The organism is Haloarcula sp. 1CSR25-25 (genome assembly GCF_032027985.1).
Lineage (GTDB): Archaea > Halobacteriota > Halobacteria > Halobacteriales > Haloarculaceae > Haloarcula.
This window is the reverse complement of record NZ_JAHYBW010000003.1, coordinates 65,174-80,124: the sequence shown is the minus strand read 5'-3', so window position 1 is coordinate 80,124 and position 14,951 is coordinate 65,174. Positions and strand designations below refer to the sequence as shown.

17 protein-coding genes and 2 tRNA genes are annotated in these 14,951 nt (G+C 63.6%); 10 read left to right on the top strand and 9 right to left on the bottom strand.

Going from position 1 to position 14,951, the window contains the following annotated elements; genetic code table 11:
* Positions 1-53 precede the first annotated feature (53 nt).
* A complete protein-coding gene (locus KZ498_RS10220) occupies positions 54-545 on the bottom strand; it encodes a cupin domain-containing protein (RefSeq protein WP_312618615.1) in 492 nt (163 codons plus the stop codon).
* Positions 546-798: 253 nt separating this feature from the next.
* Between KZ498_RS10220 and KZ498_RS10215 the strand changes: the two genes are divergently transcribed.
* Both KZ498_RS10215 and KZ498_RS10210 read left to right on the top strand, forming a co-directional pair.
* Positions 799-1,005 carry a hypothetical protein gene (locus KZ498_RS10215; protein ID WP_312618614.1) on the top strand — a complete coding sequence of 69 codons (207 nt, stop codon included), beginning with the start codon at positions 799-801 and terminating at the stop codon, positions 1,003-1,005.
* 61 nt (positions 1,006-1,066) lie between these two features.
* Positions 1,067-2,320: an MgtC/SapB family protein gene (locus tag KZ498_RS10210; RefSeq protein WP_312618613.1), complete on the top strand. Its 1,254-nt coding sequence runs from the start codon at positions 1,067-1,069 to the stop codon at positions 2,318-2,320.
* A gap of 224 nt (positions 2,321-2,544) precedes the next feature.
* On the opposite strand, the gene KZ498_RS10205 is transcribed toward KZ498_RS10210, so the two are convergent.
* The 4 genes from KZ498_RS10205 to KZ498_RS10190 form a co-directional block, all read right to left on the bottom strand.
* A complete protein-coding gene (locus KZ498_RS10205; RefSeq protein WP_312618611.1) occupies positions 2,545-3,225 on the bottom strand; it encodes a carbonic anhydrase in 681 nt (226 codons plus the stop codon).
* 204 nt (positions 3,226-3,429) lie between these two features.
* A tRNA-Trp gene (locus tag KZ498_RS10200) sits at positions 3,430-3,610 on the bottom strand.
* Positions 3,611-3,664: 54 nt separating this feature from the next.
* Positions 3,665-3,892: a DUF5795 family protein gene (locus KZ498_RS10195; protein WP_121512366.1), complete on the bottom strand. Its 228-nt coding sequence runs from the start codon at positions 3,890-3,892 to the stop codon at positions 3,665-3,667.
* A gap of 41 nt (positions 3,893-3,933) precedes the next feature.
* Positions 3,934-4,821 carry a DUF5794 domain-containing protein gene (locus KZ498_RS10190; protein ID WP_312618609.1) on the bottom strand — a complete coding sequence of 296 codons (888 nt, stop codon included), beginning with the start codon at positions 4,819-4,821 and terminating at the stop codon, positions 3,934-3,936.
* A gap of 412 nt (positions 4,822-5,233) precedes the next feature.
* On the opposite strand from KZ498_RS10190, the gene guaB reads away from it, so the two are divergent.
* Positions 5,234-6,718 (top strand): IMP dehydrogenase, encoded by a 1,485-nt coding sequence (gene guaB, locus KZ498_RS10185; RefSeq protein ID WP_312618608.1) that lies wholly within the window; start codon positions 5,234-5,236, stop codon positions 6,716-6,718.
* Positions 6,719-6,918: 200 nt separating this feature from the next.
* Here the strand turns inward: guaB and KZ498_RS10180 are convergent, their stop codons facing one another.
* Positions 6,919-7,143, bottom strand: a complete 225-nt coding sequence (locus KZ498_RS10180) for a hypothetical protein (protein ID WP_312618607.1) — start codon at positions 7,141-7,143, stop codon at positions 6,919-6,921.
* 87 nt (positions 7,144-7,230) lie between these two features.
* On the opposite strand from KZ498_RS10180, the gene KZ498_RS10175 reads away from it, so the two are divergent.
* The 4 genes from KZ498_RS10175 to KZ498_RS10160 all read left to right on the top strand — a co-directional run bounded on the left by KZ498_RS10175 (position 7,231) and on the right by KZ498_RS10160 (position 10,642).
* Positions 7,231-7,671 carry a GNAT family N-acetyltransferase gene (locus KZ498_RS10175; protein ID WP_312618605.1) on the top strand — a complete coding sequence of 147 codons (441 nt, stop codon included), beginning with the start codon at positions 7,231-7,233 and terminating at the stop codon, positions 7,669-7,671.
* A 60-nt stretch (positions 7,672-7,731) separates the two neighbouring features.
* On the top strand, positions 7,732-8,142 hold the full coding sequence (locus tag KZ498_RS10170; RefSeq protein WP_312618603.1) for an archease: 411 nt from the start codon (positions 7,732-7,734) through the stop codon (positions 8,140-8,142).
* Positions 8,143-8,233: 91 nt separating this feature from the next.
* Complete coding sequence (locus tag KZ498_RS10165) at positions 8,234-9,691, top strand: RtcB family protein (protein ID WP_312618602.1); 1,458 nt, start codon at positions 8,234-8,236, stop codon at positions 9,689-9,691.
* A 159-nt stretch (positions 9,692-9,850) separates the two neighbouring features.
* Positions 9,851-10,642 (top strand): YihY/virulence factor BrkB family protein, encoded by a 792-nt coding sequence (locus KZ498_RS10160; protein WP_312618601.1) that lies wholly within the window; start codon positions 9,851-9,853, stop codon positions 10,640-10,642.
* Positions 10,643-10,842: 200 nt separating this feature from the next.
* Here KZ498_RS10160 and KZ498_RS10155 read toward each other — a convergent pair.
* Positions 10,843-10,916 (bottom strand) — tRNA-Lys (locus KZ498_RS10155).
* A 256-nt stretch (positions 10,917-11,172) separates the two neighbouring features.
* On the opposite strand from KZ498_RS10155, the gene KZ498_RS10150 reads away from it, so the two are divergent.
* Positions 11,173-12,639 (top strand): DHH family phosphoesterase, encoded by a 1,467-nt coding sequence (locus KZ498_RS10150; protein WP_312618600.1) that lies wholly within the window; start codon positions 11,173-11,175, stop codon positions 12,637-12,639.
* Here KZ498_RS10150 and KZ498_RS10145 read toward each other — a convergent pair.
* Positions 12,636-12,935, bottom strand: a complete 300-nt coding sequence (locus KZ498_RS10145) for a PRC-barrel domain-containing protein (RefSeq protein WP_312619312.1) — start codon at positions 12,933-12,935, stop codon at positions 12,636-12,638. The two genes, KZ498_RS10150 and KZ498_RS10145, sit on opposite strands and share 4 nt — an antisense overlap.
* Before the next feature lie 202 nt (positions 12,936-13,137).
* On the opposite strand from KZ498_RS10145, the gene KZ498_RS10140 reads away from it, so the two are divergent.
* Positions 13,138-13,593 (top strand): redoxin domain-containing protein, encoded by a 456-nt coding sequence (locus KZ498_RS10140; protein ID WP_312618599.1) that lies wholly within the window; start codon positions 13,138-13,140, stop codon positions 13,591-13,593.
* Here KZ498_RS10140 and KZ498_RS10135 read toward each other — a convergent pair whose 3' ends face one another.
* Positions 13,594-14,133, bottom strand: coding sequence for a GNAT family protein (locus tag KZ498_RS10135; protein WP_312618598.1), 540 nt, complete (start codon positions 14,131-14,133; stop codon positions 13,594-13,596). It abuts the gene before it with no gap.
* Between the two features lie 133 nt (positions 14,134-14,266).
* On the opposite strand from KZ498_RS10135, the gene nth reads away from it, so the two are divergent.
* Entirely contained in the window at positions 14,267-14,950 is a 684-nt protein-coding gene (nth, locus tag KZ498_RS10130; protein WP_312618597.1) for an endonuclease III, read from the top strand.
* Position 14,951 lies beyond the last annotated feature (1 nt).

The window sequence follows — 14,951 nt, the reverse complement described above, 5'->3', positions numbered from 1 at the left end:
TGCATAGAGAGGGTGTATGTAGCAACGATTCGGAGGACGGCTGATCGACCGTTCTACATCTGGAGGTCGTACTTTTCGAGGAGTGCCGGGACACTCTCAAGGTCGGCCTCGAAACCGTAGCGTTCGCCGATCGCTAGGAACTGCGAGACCCATTCCTCGTCCGTCGGGTCGGGTGGCCCGAGTCGTGCGACTTCCTCAAAGTACTCCGAGAACTCACCTGGGGCGATGATTTCGAGGAACTGGAGCGGTTCGTCGCCAGCGTTCCAGAATGTGTGCCAGACTCCTCGGCCTTTCACGACCGACTCCCCCGCTTGAACGGTCGTCAGTTCCTCGTCCGCCAGTACTGTCATCTCGCCCTCCAGCACGTAGGAAATCTCGTCCTCATGGCTGTGGCGGTGGAGCGGTGCCGCCAGCGTCTGCGGCGGTAGCGTGTGCTCAACGACGGCCACGTTCGCCTCGTTCTCCGTCCGAGAAACGTCCAGTCGTGCACTGAGATTTCCGAGAGAAACGTCGTACTTTCCTGAGGATGTGGTTGGTGAACTCATCAGTAATTATTATATCCTCACTGATATAAACTAGCAGAGAAACGTGCTATCATATCCGTTGGAAGCTGTTGGAAGCCGTGAATTGAGAGAATATATTCCGGCGAAGCGTGATGAACTGATCTTCTGGACGTCACTGACCGATTCGCGCTGTGTATCCAGCACGCCTACTAAAACCAATCACTGATTGAGGGGTTCAACAAGGCCGCGTTTTCACTATCACCGTTTCTTTATATACAATTCTCTTTCGAGAGCTATGGCGGATGATATAGGCTTCCCTGGAACTGAAATACCTCTATTTACACGAGAATCCATCATGGATTTCAGCTACCTGAACAAGGTGGAGCAACCAGAGAGCAAGGAGTCGTATTCGAGTGTTTCAGCCAACACAGGAGTGCCAGGCACCGAGGTCAGTGAGTGCAATGTTCTCGGAATCTCCGGGGGAGAGAGTCTATCGAGTTGACTGAGTTCCGACGAATGCCAACCCGAAACTTGACAACGGGAACGAAGAAACTCTAACCGGAATGACCGAGCCGGCCACCAGCTCGCTCTTGACACTCTCATTCCGTGTCTTCGTTGCGTTTGCTATCGGGGGACTCATCGGCCTCGAACGCGAAAAGGCGGAATCCGGCGGCACATTTGCCGGCAGTCGCACGTTCCCCCTGTTTGCAGTCATTGGTGCGCTCGTTTACGCGTTCTTCCCTGCAGTGTTACCTGTCGCAGTGGGTGCCCTCGCAGTCCCGTTGACCGTCGCGTACGGCGGAAAGATCTGGATTGAACAGGATATCGGACTGACGACCCTGACGGCTTCGATTCTCACTGTCATCCTCGGGGCGTTGACGACGCATTCACAACGGGGTGCAGAGCTGGCCGTCGTCGTTGGCGGGGCGGTCACAGTCCTCCTCTCCGCCAAAGGAGTGATTCACGACTTCGTCGACCGAATCGGAGAGGACGAACGCCGTGCAACGAGCAAATTTATTCTGGTGGTGGTGGTCATCCTCCCGCTGTTACCGGATCGGGAACTCGACGTGTTGGCGGGACTCAATCCGCAGTTCGTCTGGCTCATGGTCGTTTTCGTCACAGGGTTGAGTTTCGCGGCCTACATCCTTAGCCAGATTGTCGGCTCAAAACGGGGAATTGCGCTGACTGGAATCGTAGGTGGCTTTATCTCCTCAACAGCAACCACAGTGTCGGTGGCCGAGCAGACAGCGGATGCCCCGTCGCTTTATCCTGTGTCGACCTTCGCAATAGTTTCCGCTTCGGTGATCATGTTTCCACGGGCGCTGATCGAAGTCGCGTTCCTCAATCCGGCGCTTCTGTCACAGGTGGTCGTTCCGTTGGGCGCGATGACGGCCACGGGCGCACTTGCTGGGGCTGTCCTTTACTGGCGATCGACCGACGAGAACGCCGTTGAGACAGAACTCACAAATCCATTTCGACTCCGGACAGCACTGTTTTTCGGAGTGGTTTTCGCGGTGGTGCTTCTCGTCTCTGAGTCGGCCAACACGTGGTTTGGGGTGTCAGGCGTGTACGCAACTGCGTTCGTCTCTGGTCTCGCCGACGTCGATGCAATAACGATCACGCTGAGCACACTCGCAGCGGAGGGGTCGATATCTCCCGCGGTTGCAACGACAGGGATTGTCATCGGTGCTATCGCGAACACGATGGTGAAAGCCGCGCTCGTGTGGATTCTCGGAACACGCCAACTCGGCAAACTTGTCACGGGTGTCCTCGGTATCGTTTCAGCTGTCGGTATCGCAGTGGTCCTCACCCTGTAAGTTCGCGCTGTCTACTCAGTGCTACTGTGACGACATCGCTCTGAGAGGGACTCGACGACTCTCTCCCACCGGTGCCGAACGCTCGGTTACCGGGGGCTCATGAACGCATCTCTACCGTCTTTCTCGACAGTCCGAACGCTCGAAAGTGGATTCGGCCCACTGAGTTGTGTTACGGATTTCAGCTGCCTGAACAGCGACGTACAGCGGGCGAGACAGTAGCGGCACTAGTACTCCCAGAGACGGTTGATCCGTGATTCGATATCCGGATGTGCCGCCCGGAGTGCGTCGACGTCGGTTTCGCCGCCGGCGTTGATAACGTGGACTTCGCCCCGTTGGCCGCCGTACACGTCCTGGAAATCGTAGACGACACCGAACACGTCGACAGCGTCGGGAACGTCGTCGCTGTCCCGGAGGAACTCGACTTGCCTGTCGACGTTGTACTCGACGAGTCGGTTGATAGCCACCGCCCGCTCGATGTCCTCGGGGAGGTGGTCCAGCGCCGGTTCGAGGTGGGGCTTGAGGACACCGAGACAGTGTTCGATACCCGCCGGTTCGTCGAGCCCCTTCGTCAGGTCGTCGTACGTCGCTGTCACCGCACCACAGCCGGTGTGTCCGACGACGACTGCGGTTTCGGTCATCGTGTGTTCGATGGGGTACAACACGTCACCGGACACCGCCTCGCCGGACGCGGTCCGCTGGATGACTCTGTTCCCGATGTTGCTACACGTAAAGAGGTGCCCCGGCTCGCTGTTGTCCCACATGTGGTCCTGGAGGACCCGCGAGTCCGAGCAACACACCGTGACAGCATCTGGCGTTTGGGAGTTCTGGACGCTGTCGAACCGGTCCCGGAACTCCGCCGCGTGGTCGGCGTTCCCGGCGAGTAATTCCTGCAGTAGTTGGCTCATGCGTGGGGAGATAGCCGCCACGAAGTAAACTCATTGGGCTTGGGTGATAAGCGGCAAGCGGCCCAACTCAACAGCGACTACACTCTGGTCAGCCCACGGAAAGCTCTGGACGAGCTATGTGATTCCTCTAAGAGCAGTTTATACCTTTCAGGCATACACTGCGGTAGAAACCCACAAACAGATAGTTCTGAACGAGTAACAGTATGGGGTCGGAGGGATTTGAACCCCCGATCGGCTGATATCTCCGTCCTGCGCCTCGGAACTCCAGAGGGTCATCGTCGCGAACCGGTGATCAGCCGGCCGCTCAGTATATCAGCCCTCGAAGTGTCGTCCCAGGCGCGTGGCCTCTGGAGTCAGCCGCCTTCCCGGACTAGGCCACGACCCCGCACTCCGGCGTAAGCCGACTCGCATTAAAGGGATTTCGATTGGCAGACGGCGCTCAGTCGCGGTCGGTGTCGGCCCAGTCGCACTCCTGGCATTTGTAGCCCGTCACGAATTCTAGTGCAGAGGGCATGTACCCCACAGAGATGACGTTCTCGCCGCACTCCGGGCAGTCGTCGGCGGCGTCTTCGATGGGCTCTGCGTCCATGACGCTCTCGCCTTCGATGAGTTCGGCCAGGCTCTCGGGAGTTTGCATCCGTCCCTGGACCACGCGGTTGTCGCTCATACCTGACAGCCGGGCCTGACGGGCCTAAAAGTTCTCCCTCGTCACAGCCACGGGGCGCGTTCCTGGTCGGGCTCGTACTCGACCGCGGCCCCGTCGTCGGTCTGCTCGTCGGCGGCGACACCCTGGGACGCGCCGCCGTCGGAGAAAGCAGCGGTGAGGTCCACGGCGTCGGGGCGGTACTCCGTGTGGCGCGTGCGGACGTTCTCCGGGTCGAACGACAGCAGCGCCGTGACCGCGAGGACGGCAAGCGCCACCGGGGCATCAGTCGGCATCAGGCCGAGGACCGAGAGGGCGAGCACGCCGAGCGCGACAGCGCTGCCAAAGCGGAAGCGGTCGATGTCGACGGCGTTGCGGAGCCACGGACTCGCCAGCGCGACGGCAAGGGCGAAGCCGATGCCGACGCCGGTGGTGGCGGCGGCCCGCAGCAGCATTCCCATGTCGATGTTCGTGACGAGCCTCGCGCCGGCGGGGTCGAGACTCGCCAGTAGGCCGAGCACGACGATGATGGCCGGTCGCGGCAGGTACTCGCCGATCCGAGCGCTTGCGGTCTGTGCCGCGATGGCGAGGATGACGAGGCCGGCGAACCGCTGAAGGGTTCCCAGGTTGACGACCTCGGCAATCGTCGGCGCGAGCGCCGCTTCGATGAGCGCAATCGGCAGCAACACGGCTCCGATGAGCAACACGGACCGGGCCTGCTGTCGGGGGCCGCCCTCGAGTTCGGCCAGCACGACAGCGACGGTAGCCGACCCGCCGAAGACGAGCAAGCCGACCTCGAGGACGCCGGTCCAGGTCGAAAGTGCCCCCGCGAGGACGAGCACCGGGAAGATGCCGTCGACGAGCGGGAGGCCCATGACAGTCGCCAGAAGCCGGCCGCCGCGGCCGACCTGCTGCTCGATGTCGAGTGCGATCGGGTGTCTGGAGATACTCATGTCGTGTTACGGTCGAGCGTGACCCAACTCCCGTCGGGGGGTTCTCGCTCGGTCCTGACGGACACGACAGCACTGCCAGAACTGTTTACCGAACCGCGTGAACGTTGTGTTGCCCGACGCTATAGGCGTCGTCTGACGGGCAGTGCCGTTCCGGGCGGGTTCGGTGAGTCGCATGTTTTTAATTATCCTTCATTCCCACATAACCGTTGCGTGAGAACTGGGCACACGCGCCACCGTTTCTCCGGAATCGAGCGCCGTTTGTGGACGAATGTCTCGCCCTCGAGGGAAAGACCTGACAAGTGAGGCACCAGGGGGAGATTTCTGGAAGGGGTGGCTGGTGCGAGTGTGGCACCGAACCCCACGTAGCGCCGAGTCTCGCAACGCTTTTGCCGGGCCGTCGTGGACGATTTACATGGCGAACGATTCCGAGCCTTTCTCAGAGAAGCTCCGAGTGCCGGAGGCGCTGACCTTCGACGACGTCCTCCTCAGACCGAAGGAGTCCCGCGTCGAACCAGACGAGGCAGACACGACGACGCGGGTCTCGAAGTCGGTCGAACTGACCGTTCCCGTCGTCTCCGCGGCGATGGACACCGTCACAGAGAGCGACATGGCCATCGCGATGGCGCGACAGGGCGGTATCGGCGTCCTCCACCGCAACATGAACGCCGACCAGATGGCGACCGAGATCGAGCGTGTCAAACGCGCCGACGAACTCATCATCCGCGACGTCGTGACGGCCAGCCCGACCCAGACCGTCCGCGAGGTCGACGAGCTGATGGAACGCGAGGGCGTCTCCGGCGCGCCGGTCGTCGACGACGACAACGGCGAAGTGCTTGGCATCATCTCCGGGACTGACATCCGCCCGTATCTGGAGGTCGGCGAGGACGACGCCGTCACAGACGCGATGACCGACGAAGTCGTCACTGCCCCCGAGGACGTGACGCCCCGAGAGGCCCTGGAACTGATGTACGACCACAAGATCGAGCGCGTCCCCATCGTCGACGCCGAGAACCGGCTCGTCGGACTGGTCACGATGCAGGGCATCCTCCAGCGCCGCGAGTACGACCAGGCCGCTCGCGCGGACGACGGCTCGCTTCGCTGTGGTGCCGCCGTCGGTCCCTTCGAGATGGACCGCGCGCAGGTCGCGGACGAGGCCGGCGCCGACATCCTGTTCATCGACTGTGCGCACGCCCACAACGCGAACGTCATCGAGAGCGCCCGCGAGATCAAGGCCGAGGTAGACGCCGACGTGGTCGTCGGCAACGTCGGGACCCGGGAGGCCGCCGAGGCCGTCATCGACTTCGCCGACGGCGTCAAGGTCGGTATCGGTCCCGGCTCCATCTGTACGACCCGCGTGGTCACCGGCGCCGGCATGCCACAGATCACCGCCGTCGCGCAGGTCGCCGACGTGGCGAGCCAGCACGACGTGCCGGTCATCGCCGACGGCGGCATCCGGTACTCCGGCGACGCCATCAAGGCTATCGCCGCCGGTGCGGACGCGGTGATGCTGGGCTCGTACTTCGCCGGAACCGACGAGGCCCCGGGCCGCGTCATCACGATGAACGGCAAGAAGTACAAGCAGTACCGCGGGATGGGCAGCGTCGGCGCGATGAACGAGGGTGGCGGCGAACGCTACCTCAAAGACGACGAGGAGGGCGAGGAGTTCGTCCCCGAAGGCGTCGAAGCCGCGACGCCGTACAAGGGCTCGCTGGCCTCCGAACTCCACCAGCTCGTCGGCGGAATGCAGTCCGGCATGGGCTATGTCGGGGCCGAGACGATTCCCGAGTTCAAACAACGCGCCGAGTTCGTGCGGGTCTCCGCGGCCGGGCAACAGGAGAGTCACCCCCACGACGTGATGATTACCGACGAAGCGCCCAACTACAGCCCCGACAGCTAGCGCTGACGGCCGCCAGAAGACAGAAAACCGCACCCGGTTACAACGCGGTTTCGCAGGCCGGGCTACACGCCTCTTTCTCCGCCGCGTTCGCGTCGGGATACGCTTTGAACGACTCGCCACAGTTCGAACACTCGAACGTATCGAAGTCGGACATCGCGGGCAGTCGTACTCGCGCCGCGGAAAAAATTATTGCGGGGCCGTCAGTCGTAGTAGTCCTCGTCCAGCGGCAGCTCCGTCCCAGAGGACGTGACTTTATCCACGGTGGTTTCTAAACGGAGTGTCTCGCTGCATTCGGGACAGATGACAGCCACGTCGACCTGTAGCGTGTCGTCGGACTCGTAGATACCCAGAACCTCCGCGTCAGAGGCGTACAGATACTCCGCCGAGAGTTCGTGCTCGTGGTCGCGAGCGTAGTCGTAGGTCATGCATGCTCGCTACACCCGCATCCGTGTTGATGGTTTCGGCAGGTCCCAGTAACAGCACATACAGGGGACCCGCCCGAAGCCGCGGGCATGAGCGACTACGCTGTCGAGGTCGGGACCTGGGACGAGTTCGCAGACGCGGCAACGGCCGTCCGAACCGCGGTGTTCGTCGAGGAACAGGGCGTCTCCGAGGACGAGGAACTCGACGGCAAGGACCCGGACGCCGTCCAGTTTCTGGCCCGTGACGGCGAGTACCCGGTCGGGACCGCCAGACTCCGGTTCCCCGAGTCCGCAGTGGGAAAGGTCGAACGGGTCGCGGTCCGCGAGCCCTATCGGGGCACTGGCGTCGGCTCGGCGCTGATGCGGGCCGTCGAGGCGGCCGCTCGCGAGGACGGGGCGACGGAACTCACGCTCCATGCACAGACTCAGGTCGAGGCGTTTTATCGGCACCTCGGCTACGAGACGGTCAGCGACGAGTTCGAGGAGGCCGGCATCCCACACGTCGAGATGCGAAAGCGACTGGACGGCTGAGCTGTTCAGGGCGATAGACGGACCGAACAGCAAAGTCGGCCCCAGACGAGAGAACCGGATATGAGCTACGAGCTACAGGCCCACACCGCAGACGTGGCCGTCGAAGCCACGGGCGAGACCCTCGGTGACGCGTTCGCCGCCGCTGCCGACGGGATGGCCGCAGCACAGTGTGACGACATCCCCGACGCTGGTGAGCGGTTCTCGCTATCGGTCACCGCGGAACGGGTAGAGGCGGCTCTACTCGAGTATCTGGACGAGCTCATCCTCGAGCGGGACCTGCGAAACCAGCTCCCGGTCGACAACGAGGCGACCGTCTCGGAACTCGACGGGGAGTGGACCGTCGACGCCACGGCACGGGGCGTTCCACTGGCGCAGGTGACCGCCCGCGAGATAAAGGCTGTCACGTACTCGGATATGGCGGTCGAGGAGATGGGCGCTGGCTGGCGGGTGTACGTCGTCTTCGACGTGTGACGGCCGCTCGGTTCGGGGAGACCACCGCTACCGTCGACCGGCCGGCTGGCTCGGCGAAAGGATTACTCCCCTGTGCGGTCCAGCTAGACGCATGTCAACGTTCCAGGCGAACGGCATCACGCTGGAACAGGTCAGCGAGAACGTCTGGGAGTTGCCACGCGAGGGGGAGATGCGCGTCGCCGGCCGGGTGTTCGCAAGCGAGGTCCTGCTCGAAGAGATCGCCGAGGACAAGACGCTCCAGCAGTTGCGGAACACGACGCACCTCCCCGGGATTGTCGAGCCGGCCATCTGCATGCCGGACGGCCACCAGGGCTACGGCTTCCCCGTCGGCGGCGTCGGGGCGACGGACGCCGAAGACGGCTGTATCTCGCCGGGCGCAGTCGGGTACGACATCAACTGCGGCGTCCGGATGGTGCGGACGAACCTCACGTACGATGACTTGCGCGGCCGGGAGGACGAACTGGTAGCCCGGCTGTTCGATGCCGTCCCGTCGGGTCTGGGCGGCGGTGGCGTCGTCGAGACCGACAGGGAAACCATCGACGAAATCCTCGACCGCGGCGTCGAGTGGGCCGTCGAGAACGGCTACGGCGTCCCGGACGACCTGCGCCACTGTGAAGACGAGGGCCGCAGACCGGATGCGGACCCGACGGCGATTACAGCTGACGCCAAGGACCGCGGGAAGAGCCAGGTCGGGAGCCTCGGCAGCGGCAACCACTTCCTGGAAGTCCAGCGCGTCACCGACGTCTACCGCCAGGACGTGGCCGAGGCGTTCGGCCTCGAACCTGACCAGGTGGTCGTCCTTATTCACTGCGGCTCCCGGGGGCTGGGTCACCAGACCTGCAACGACTACCTCCGGCGAATCGAGCAGCGCCACCAGTCTCTCCTACAGCGCCTGCCCGACAGAGAGCTGGCCGCGGCCCCGGCCGGGTCGGAACTCGCCGAGGAGTACTACGGCGCGATGTGCGCGGCGATAAACTTCGCGTGGGTGAACCGCCAGCTGGTCATGCACCAGACTCGGCAGGTGTTCGCGGACGTGTTCGGCCGGCCCTGGGAGGACCTCGGGATGGACCTGCTGTACGACGTGGCCCACAACATCGCCAAGAAGGAAGCCCATACTGTCGACGGCGAGAACCGAGAGCTGTACGTCCATCGCAAAGGCGCGACGCGGGCCTTCCCGGCCGGCCACCCCGAAGTCCCAGCGGCGTACCGGGAGGTCGGCCAGCCGGTCATCATTCCCGGCAGCATGGGGGCCAGTAGTTACGTCCTCCGGGGCGGTGCCCGCTCGATGGACCTGTCGTTCGGCTCGACGGCCCACGGCGCCGGTCGCGTGATGAGTCGCACGCAGGCGAAAAACGAGTTCCGGGGCGGCGACGTCCAGGACGCCCTCCGGAGCCAGCAGGTGTACGTCAAGGCCCGGAGCGGGGCGACCGTCGCCGAGGAGGCCCCCGGGGTCTACAAGGACGTCGACGAGGTGGTTCGGGTCTCCGAGGCACTGGGCATCGGCGACACGGTGGCCCGGACGTATCCGGTGTGCAACATCAAGGGCTAATCCGGGGAAGCCGATTCAGCTGAGCCGGCGCCGTCTCGACGCTTCCCGCTAGTGAGATACTGACTCCGTCGGACCCTCGCAGTCATCCAGTAGCACCGTGCGCCGGTCGCCAGGTATCTCGGCACAAACATGTTTCCCTGCGTCCACCCTGGTCGAGGTATGGCGCGACGAGCCGAGTGGGTCGCAAGCGCGAAGGCAGTCGCCAGTATCGCCTACGAGAGCGATATCAGGTACATCGCGACGTCGCTTGCCTACTACGCGTTCATCTCGCTCATGCCGGTCATGTTGCTCTTCTTCGTCGTCTTCGGCCGGCAACTCGCCGGCATCATCTCGGCCTCGGAGGCGCAGTTTCTCACCCCCGACACGCAACGACTGGTGTACGAGAGCCTGACGACAGCCACGGGGCGGACGGCAGCGACTGTCCTCTCCGTGGTCGTCCTCGCCTGGAGCGGTGCGAACGTCGGTGTCGGCTTCCTGACCGTCGTCGAGCGTATCGAGGCGGCGACGGAACAGCCCCTCGGGCGGCAGGTGTACGAGGCCGTGGTCGTCCTCGTGACGCTCTCGGCCACAATTTTCGTGGTTATCACCCAGAGCGTGTTCCTGGCCCTCTTTTCGACCGGTCTGTTGAGCGTCGTCGCCGGGTTCGGGGTCCTGTTCGTCGCTCTGACCGTGACGCTACTCCCACTGTATTTCGTCCCGTCGCGGGTCGCGACCTCGCCGCAGGATGCTCTCCCCGGGGCGATAACGACCGCTATCGGTTGGACGGTTCTCCATGCGGCGATACAGTTTTTTGTCGCGAACGCCAGCCAGTACGCGATTTACGGCGTCCTGAGCGGGCTCATCCTCATCCTCACGAGTACATACGTGGCCGCGGTTGTCCTGATGCTCGGTGTCGTCGTCAACGCGGTGCTCGCCACCGACACGGACGAGTTGTACGACGTGAGCGGCTGATACTGTCGGACGGTATCGGAATCCCGACCCGCCGGTGAGCCCGTCGACAGCGCCGTTTTACCGAGACGTCTCTCGCTGTTTGCTACTACGATTGTGGCTGTAACAGGGACGATTTGAACGACGGTCGGACGTGACCGCTTCGCTGTGTACACTCCGCTCAACAGCCGCTTTGCTCCTTCACGAACCGTTCGTCACAGAAGCGGGCCGGAAGGGATTTGAACCCTCGACCGACGGCTTAAGAGGCCGTCGCTCTACCAGACTGAGCTACCGGCCCAGTGCACTCGTTCCTCTGGACGGCCCGGTAAAATAGGTTTTCATTCGGACGCCTCGTGTCGGTCGGTCTCACGTTGCTTGCACACACCACGCCAGTTAGCACGGCTGACAGTCACAGGGGTTTTGCGGGAGTCGGCTGTTCCCGCGCTCGTCGGCGTCTGACGGAGCTTCGAACAACCTGTATACGAGAGTCTCTACAGTCGTTTGGAGAAATAGCTGGCATTAAAGAGGCTTGACGCCAAGCGATACAGACACTAATGAGTACAGCCAGCGGCATCACGATGGCCTCTATGTCGACCTACGCCATCCTCGGGTGTGGGAGTGTTGGCCACGCCGTGGCGGAAGAACTCGTCGAGGAGGGGAAAGACGTTCTCATCCTCGACGCGGACGAGGGGCGGGTAGAGGCGCTCCGTGACCAGGACCTCAACGCACAGCATGCGGACATCTCCGAGACAGACATCGTGGAGACAGTCGCCGACCGGGACGTGGTGCTCATCATGTCCTCGGACGTCGGTGCCAACGCCGAGGCGGTCCGGAACATCCGTGGGGCCGGCGGCGAGCAGTTCATCGTCGCCCGCGCCGACGACCCCGTGTCGGCCGACGAACTCACTGACCTCGGTGCGGACGTGGTCATCAACCCCTCCGCAGTCATCGCGGACTCGGCGCTTCGGGCGCTTGAGACCGGTGAACTGGAGTACAGGGCCTCCCAGCTCGGCGATGTCATCGACGGGACCGAAGAGCGCATGGCGATACTTATTCACCGGTCGCCGGACCCGGACTCCATCGCCTCGGCGGCCGCGCTGCGGGCCATCGCCGCGAGCCGCGACGTGGAAGCCGACATCATCTACGAGGGCGAGATCGGTCACCAGGAGAACCGCGCGTTCGTCAACCTCCTCGGCATCGAACTGACCTCGAACGAAGAGGTCGACCTCGGGGAGTACGACACGTTCGCGCTGGTGGACGTCGCCAAGGGCGGCGAACCGGCTGTCGATTCGGTCGATATCGTCGTCGACCACTACGAGCACGAACACGAACTGGAACACGACGCCGCCTTCTCCGACATCCGGCCGAACATCTCGGCCACGTCGACGATTCTCACGAAGTACATCCAGGAACTGGACCTCAATCTCGACCAGAGCGTCGCCACGGCGCTGCTGTACGGTATCCGCGCCGAGACGCTGGATTTCAAGCGGGACACGACGCCGGCGGACCTGACCGCCGCGGCGTACCTGTATCCCTTCGCGGACCACGACACGCTCGAACAGGTCGAATCACCGTCGATGAGCCCGGAGACGCTGGACGTCCTCGCCGAAGCCATCCGGAACCGCGAAGTACAGGGGAGCCACCTCGTCTCCAACGCCGGGTTCATCCGGGACCGCGACGCCCTGGCGCAGGCGGCCCAGCACCTCCTCAATCTCGAAGGAATCACGACCACAGCGGTGTTCGCCATCGCCGACGACACCATCTACCTCGCCGCGCGGTCGAAGGACATCCGGATGAACATCGGCAAGGTGCTGTCGGACGCGTTCGGCGGAATGGGCGAGACAGCGGGCCACTCCACCGACGCCAGCGTGGAGATACCGCTCGGAATCTTCACCGGTCTGGATACGAGCGACGACAACAGAGATACCCTGCTGGAACTCACCGAAGAAGCGGTCAAACGGAAACTGTTCGAGGCGATGGGCGTCGACAGTATCGGTAGCGAGGGTTCGAACGGAAACTAGGCCGGGACTTCCTCTTCCTCGTCGCCGGCCTCGGGCTGGCGAAGCCGTTCCACGATGTCGCTGACGATGACGACGTCGCCGACGGCCTGGACCCACCGGTACGGAATGATGACGCCCCGTGCCGCGTTCACGTCTTCGTCGAACAGTTCCGAATTGAGCTGGTGGAGTGCAAGCCCCGTCACTTCCTTACGGTCGAGTTCCAGCCGGAGGTCCTCTACCTCGCCGACGAACACACCGTTTTTCGAGTATACCTCACGACCCACGAGGGCTGTGATCTCCTGTGGCAGATTCTCCATTCCCATACGACGGTGGTTGGTCGGACGGCTTATAAAGCTTCTTTGCCACTAAGCGGCCGGGTTTCGGGGAGTGTGCGCCACGTGGTGCACCCGGGCAGCGACTGCTGGGTCAACTCTATCCCGTGGTATCGCCGTCCTCGCATGGGCAGCAGTCAATTGCACGGGCCGCGGGACTTTTAGTCCGCTTCCCCGTTCGCTCGGTATGCTCGACTCTGGCGACCCCGCCCCGGACTTCGACCTGCAAGGGACCGCAGACAGCGGTGTCGGTGCCTATCGGCTATCCGCTGCGACGAACCGCGCACCGGCGGTCGTGGCCTTCGTTCCCGGCGATGACCCCTATTCGCGGGCCCTCCTCGGCGAGCTAGCCGAGACAGACTGGGCGAGCGTATCGGACGCCGTGGCAGTCTTCGGCATCTTTCAGGCGCATATCGACGACTGTCAGGCGCTCGCCGCGTCGCTGTCGCTGCCGTACCCGCTGTTGTCTGACACGGCCGGCGTCGCCGAGCAGTTCGGCGTCCGGAGACGGGACGGGAGCGTCCAGCGGGCGGCGTTCGTCGTCGACCGGCGGTGCCGCGTTCAGACGGCGACGGCGTTCGAGGATTCGGGCGGGACCGAACCGGACCTCGAGACGATTCTGCACGGCCTCGCCGAGCTGTAGCTACTCGCCGCGGTCCAGTTCACCGGCCAACAGCCCGTACACGTACACGTCTTCGTGGCGGCCGTCGCGGAACCAGTGGTCCCGCAGGGCCCCTTCCCGCTCGAAGCCCGCCTTTTCGAGCACACGCTGTGACCCCTCGTTGCCGGCGAGGACCTTCGCGTACACCCGGTGGAGCCGCCGCTCCTGAAAGCCGTATGCGGCGAGCGTTCGAGCGGCGTCAGTCGCGTAGCCGTTGCCCCAGGCGTCCGGTGCGAGGAAGTATCCGATCTCGGCGGTTCCTGCCTGGGTCGAGACGGAAATCAGGCCGACCGTTCCGACCGGGTCGCCGTCGACACAGACCAGCAAGTGGACGTGCTCCGAATCGAGAGCGGTCTCGGATTCGAGCCACTCGCGCTCGGCCTGCTCCGTCTTCGGCTGGGACGCCGAGAGCCCGTGTCGCACGTCGGGGTGGTTGACTGTCTCCTGCAGGAACGGTACGTCCTCGTCTGCTATCGTCCGCAGCGTCACCGTTTCGCCGCGGAGGAACACTGGGCCGGACATACCCGAACGCACACACAGTCGACACAAGACTGTTGCCGTGGTGTGGGTAATGGTAGCACGCATAGATCGTTCGTCAGCGCTGGTGCTCGGGCCAGAGCGACACGCCAAAGGGAACTCAGCACTGCCCTGGGGTATGGGAACGCCGCTGGACTCACGCGAGGAACAGGCGACGGAGGTCGTCGACCGACTGCACGAGGAATACCCCGATTCGGCTATCTCGCTGAACTACAGCGACCGTCTCGAACTACTGGTCGCTGTCGTCCTCTCCGCGCAGTGTACTGACGAGCGGGTCAACGAGGTCACGGCGGACCTGTTCGAGAAATATCATGGCCCAGAGGACTACGCCGCGGCCACCGAGGAGCAACTCGCAGAGGACATCTACGGCATCACGTTCCACAACAACAAGGGCGGGTACCTCAAGGGCATCGGCGAGATTCTGGTCGAGGAACACGGCGGCGAGGTCCCCGACACGATGTCGGCGCTGACCGACCTCCCGGGCGTCGGCCGCAAGACGGCGAACGTCGTCCTCCAGCACGGCCACGACGTCGTCGAGGGCATCGTCGTCGATACGCACGTCCAGCGGCTCTCGCGGCGACTGGGGCTCACCGAGGAAGAGCGGCCGGAGGCCATCGAGCAGGACCTCCTCGACGTGGTGCCCAGCGGCGAGTGGCAACAGTTCACGCATCTGCTCATCGACCACGGGCGAGCGGTGTGTGGCGCGCGCTCGGCCGACTGCGAGGCGTGCGTGCTCGCGGACATCTGTCCCTCGGAGAAGGGCGACAGCGCGGTCGACCTCGCCAGCGGCGAGGCGTGGTAGG

What these genes read in the sequence shown, in the direction of transcription:
- KZ498_RS10220 (WP_312618615.1), bottom strand. Translation starts at nt 545, where the DNA reads ATGAGTTCACCAACCACATCCTCAGGAAAGTACGACGTTTCTCTCGGA.
- KZ498_RS10215 (WP_312618614.1), top strand. Translation starts at nt 799, where the DNA reads ATGGCGGATGATATAGGCTTCCCTGGAACTGAAATACCTCTATTTACA.
- KZ498_RS10210 (WP_312618613.1), top strand. Translation starts at nt 1,067, where the DNA reads ATGACCGAGCCGGCCACCAGCTCGCTCTTGACACTCTCATTCCGTGTC.
- KZ498_RS10205 (WP_312618611.1), bottom strand. Translation starts at nt 3,225, where the DNA reads ATGAGCCAACTACTGCAGGAATTACTCGCCGGGAACGCCGACCACGCG.
- KZ498_RS10195 (WP_121512366.1), bottom strand. Translation starts at nt 3,892, where the DNA reads ATGAGCGACAACCGCGTGGTCCAGGGACGGATGCAAACTCCCGAGAGC.
- KZ498_RS10190 (WP_312618609.1), bottom strand. Translation starts at nt 4,821, where the DNA reads ATGAGTATCTCCAGACACCCGATCGCACTCGACATCGAGCAGCAGGTC.
- guaB (WP_312618608.1), top strand. Translation starts at nt 5,234, where the DNA reads ATGGCGAACGATTCCGAGCCTTTCTCAGAGAAGCTCCGAGTGCCGGAG.
- KZ498_RS10180 (WP_312618607.1), bottom strand. Translation starts at nt 7,143, where the DNA reads ATGACCTACGACTACGCTCGCGACCACGAGCACGAACTCTCGGCGGAG.
- KZ498_RS10175 (WP_312618605.1), top strand. Translation starts at nt 7,231, where the DNA reads ATGAGCGACTACGCTGTCGAGGTCGGGACCTGGGACGAGTTCGCAGAC.
- KZ498_RS10170 (WP_312618603.1), top strand. Translation starts at nt 7,732, where the DNA reads ATGAGCTACGAGCTACAGGCCCACACCGCAGACGTGGCCGTCGAAGCC.
- KZ498_RS10165 (WP_312618602.1), top strand. Translation starts at nt 8,234, where the DNA reads ATGTCAACGTTCCAGGCGAACGGCATCACGCTGGAACAGGTCAGCGAG.
- KZ498_RS10160 (WP_312618601.1), top strand. Translation starts at nt 9,851, where the DNA reads ATGGCGCGACGAGCCGAGTGGGTCGCAAGCGCGAAGGCAGTCGCCAGT.
- KZ498_RS10150 (WP_312618600.1), top strand. Translation starts at nt 11,173, where the DNA reads ATGAGTACAGCCAGCGGCATCACGATGGCCTCTATGTCGACCTACGCC.
- KZ498_RS10145 (WP_312619312.1), bottom strand. Translation starts at nt 12,935, where the DNA reads ATGGAGAATCTGCCACAGGAGATCACAGCCCTCGTGGGTCGTGAGGTA.
- KZ498_RS10140 (WP_312618599.1), top strand. Translation starts at nt 13,138, where the DNA reads ATGCTCGACTCTGGCGACCCCGCCCCGGACTTCGACCTGCAAGGGACC.
- KZ498_RS10135 (WP_312618598.1), bottom strand. Translation starts at nt 14,133, where the DNA reads ATGTCCGGCCCAGTGTTCCTCCGCGGCGAAACGGTGACGCTGCGGACG.
- nth (WP_312618597.1), top strand. Translation starts at nt 14,267, where the DNA reads ATGGGAACGCCGCTGGACTCACGCGAGGAACAGGCGACGGAGGTCGTC.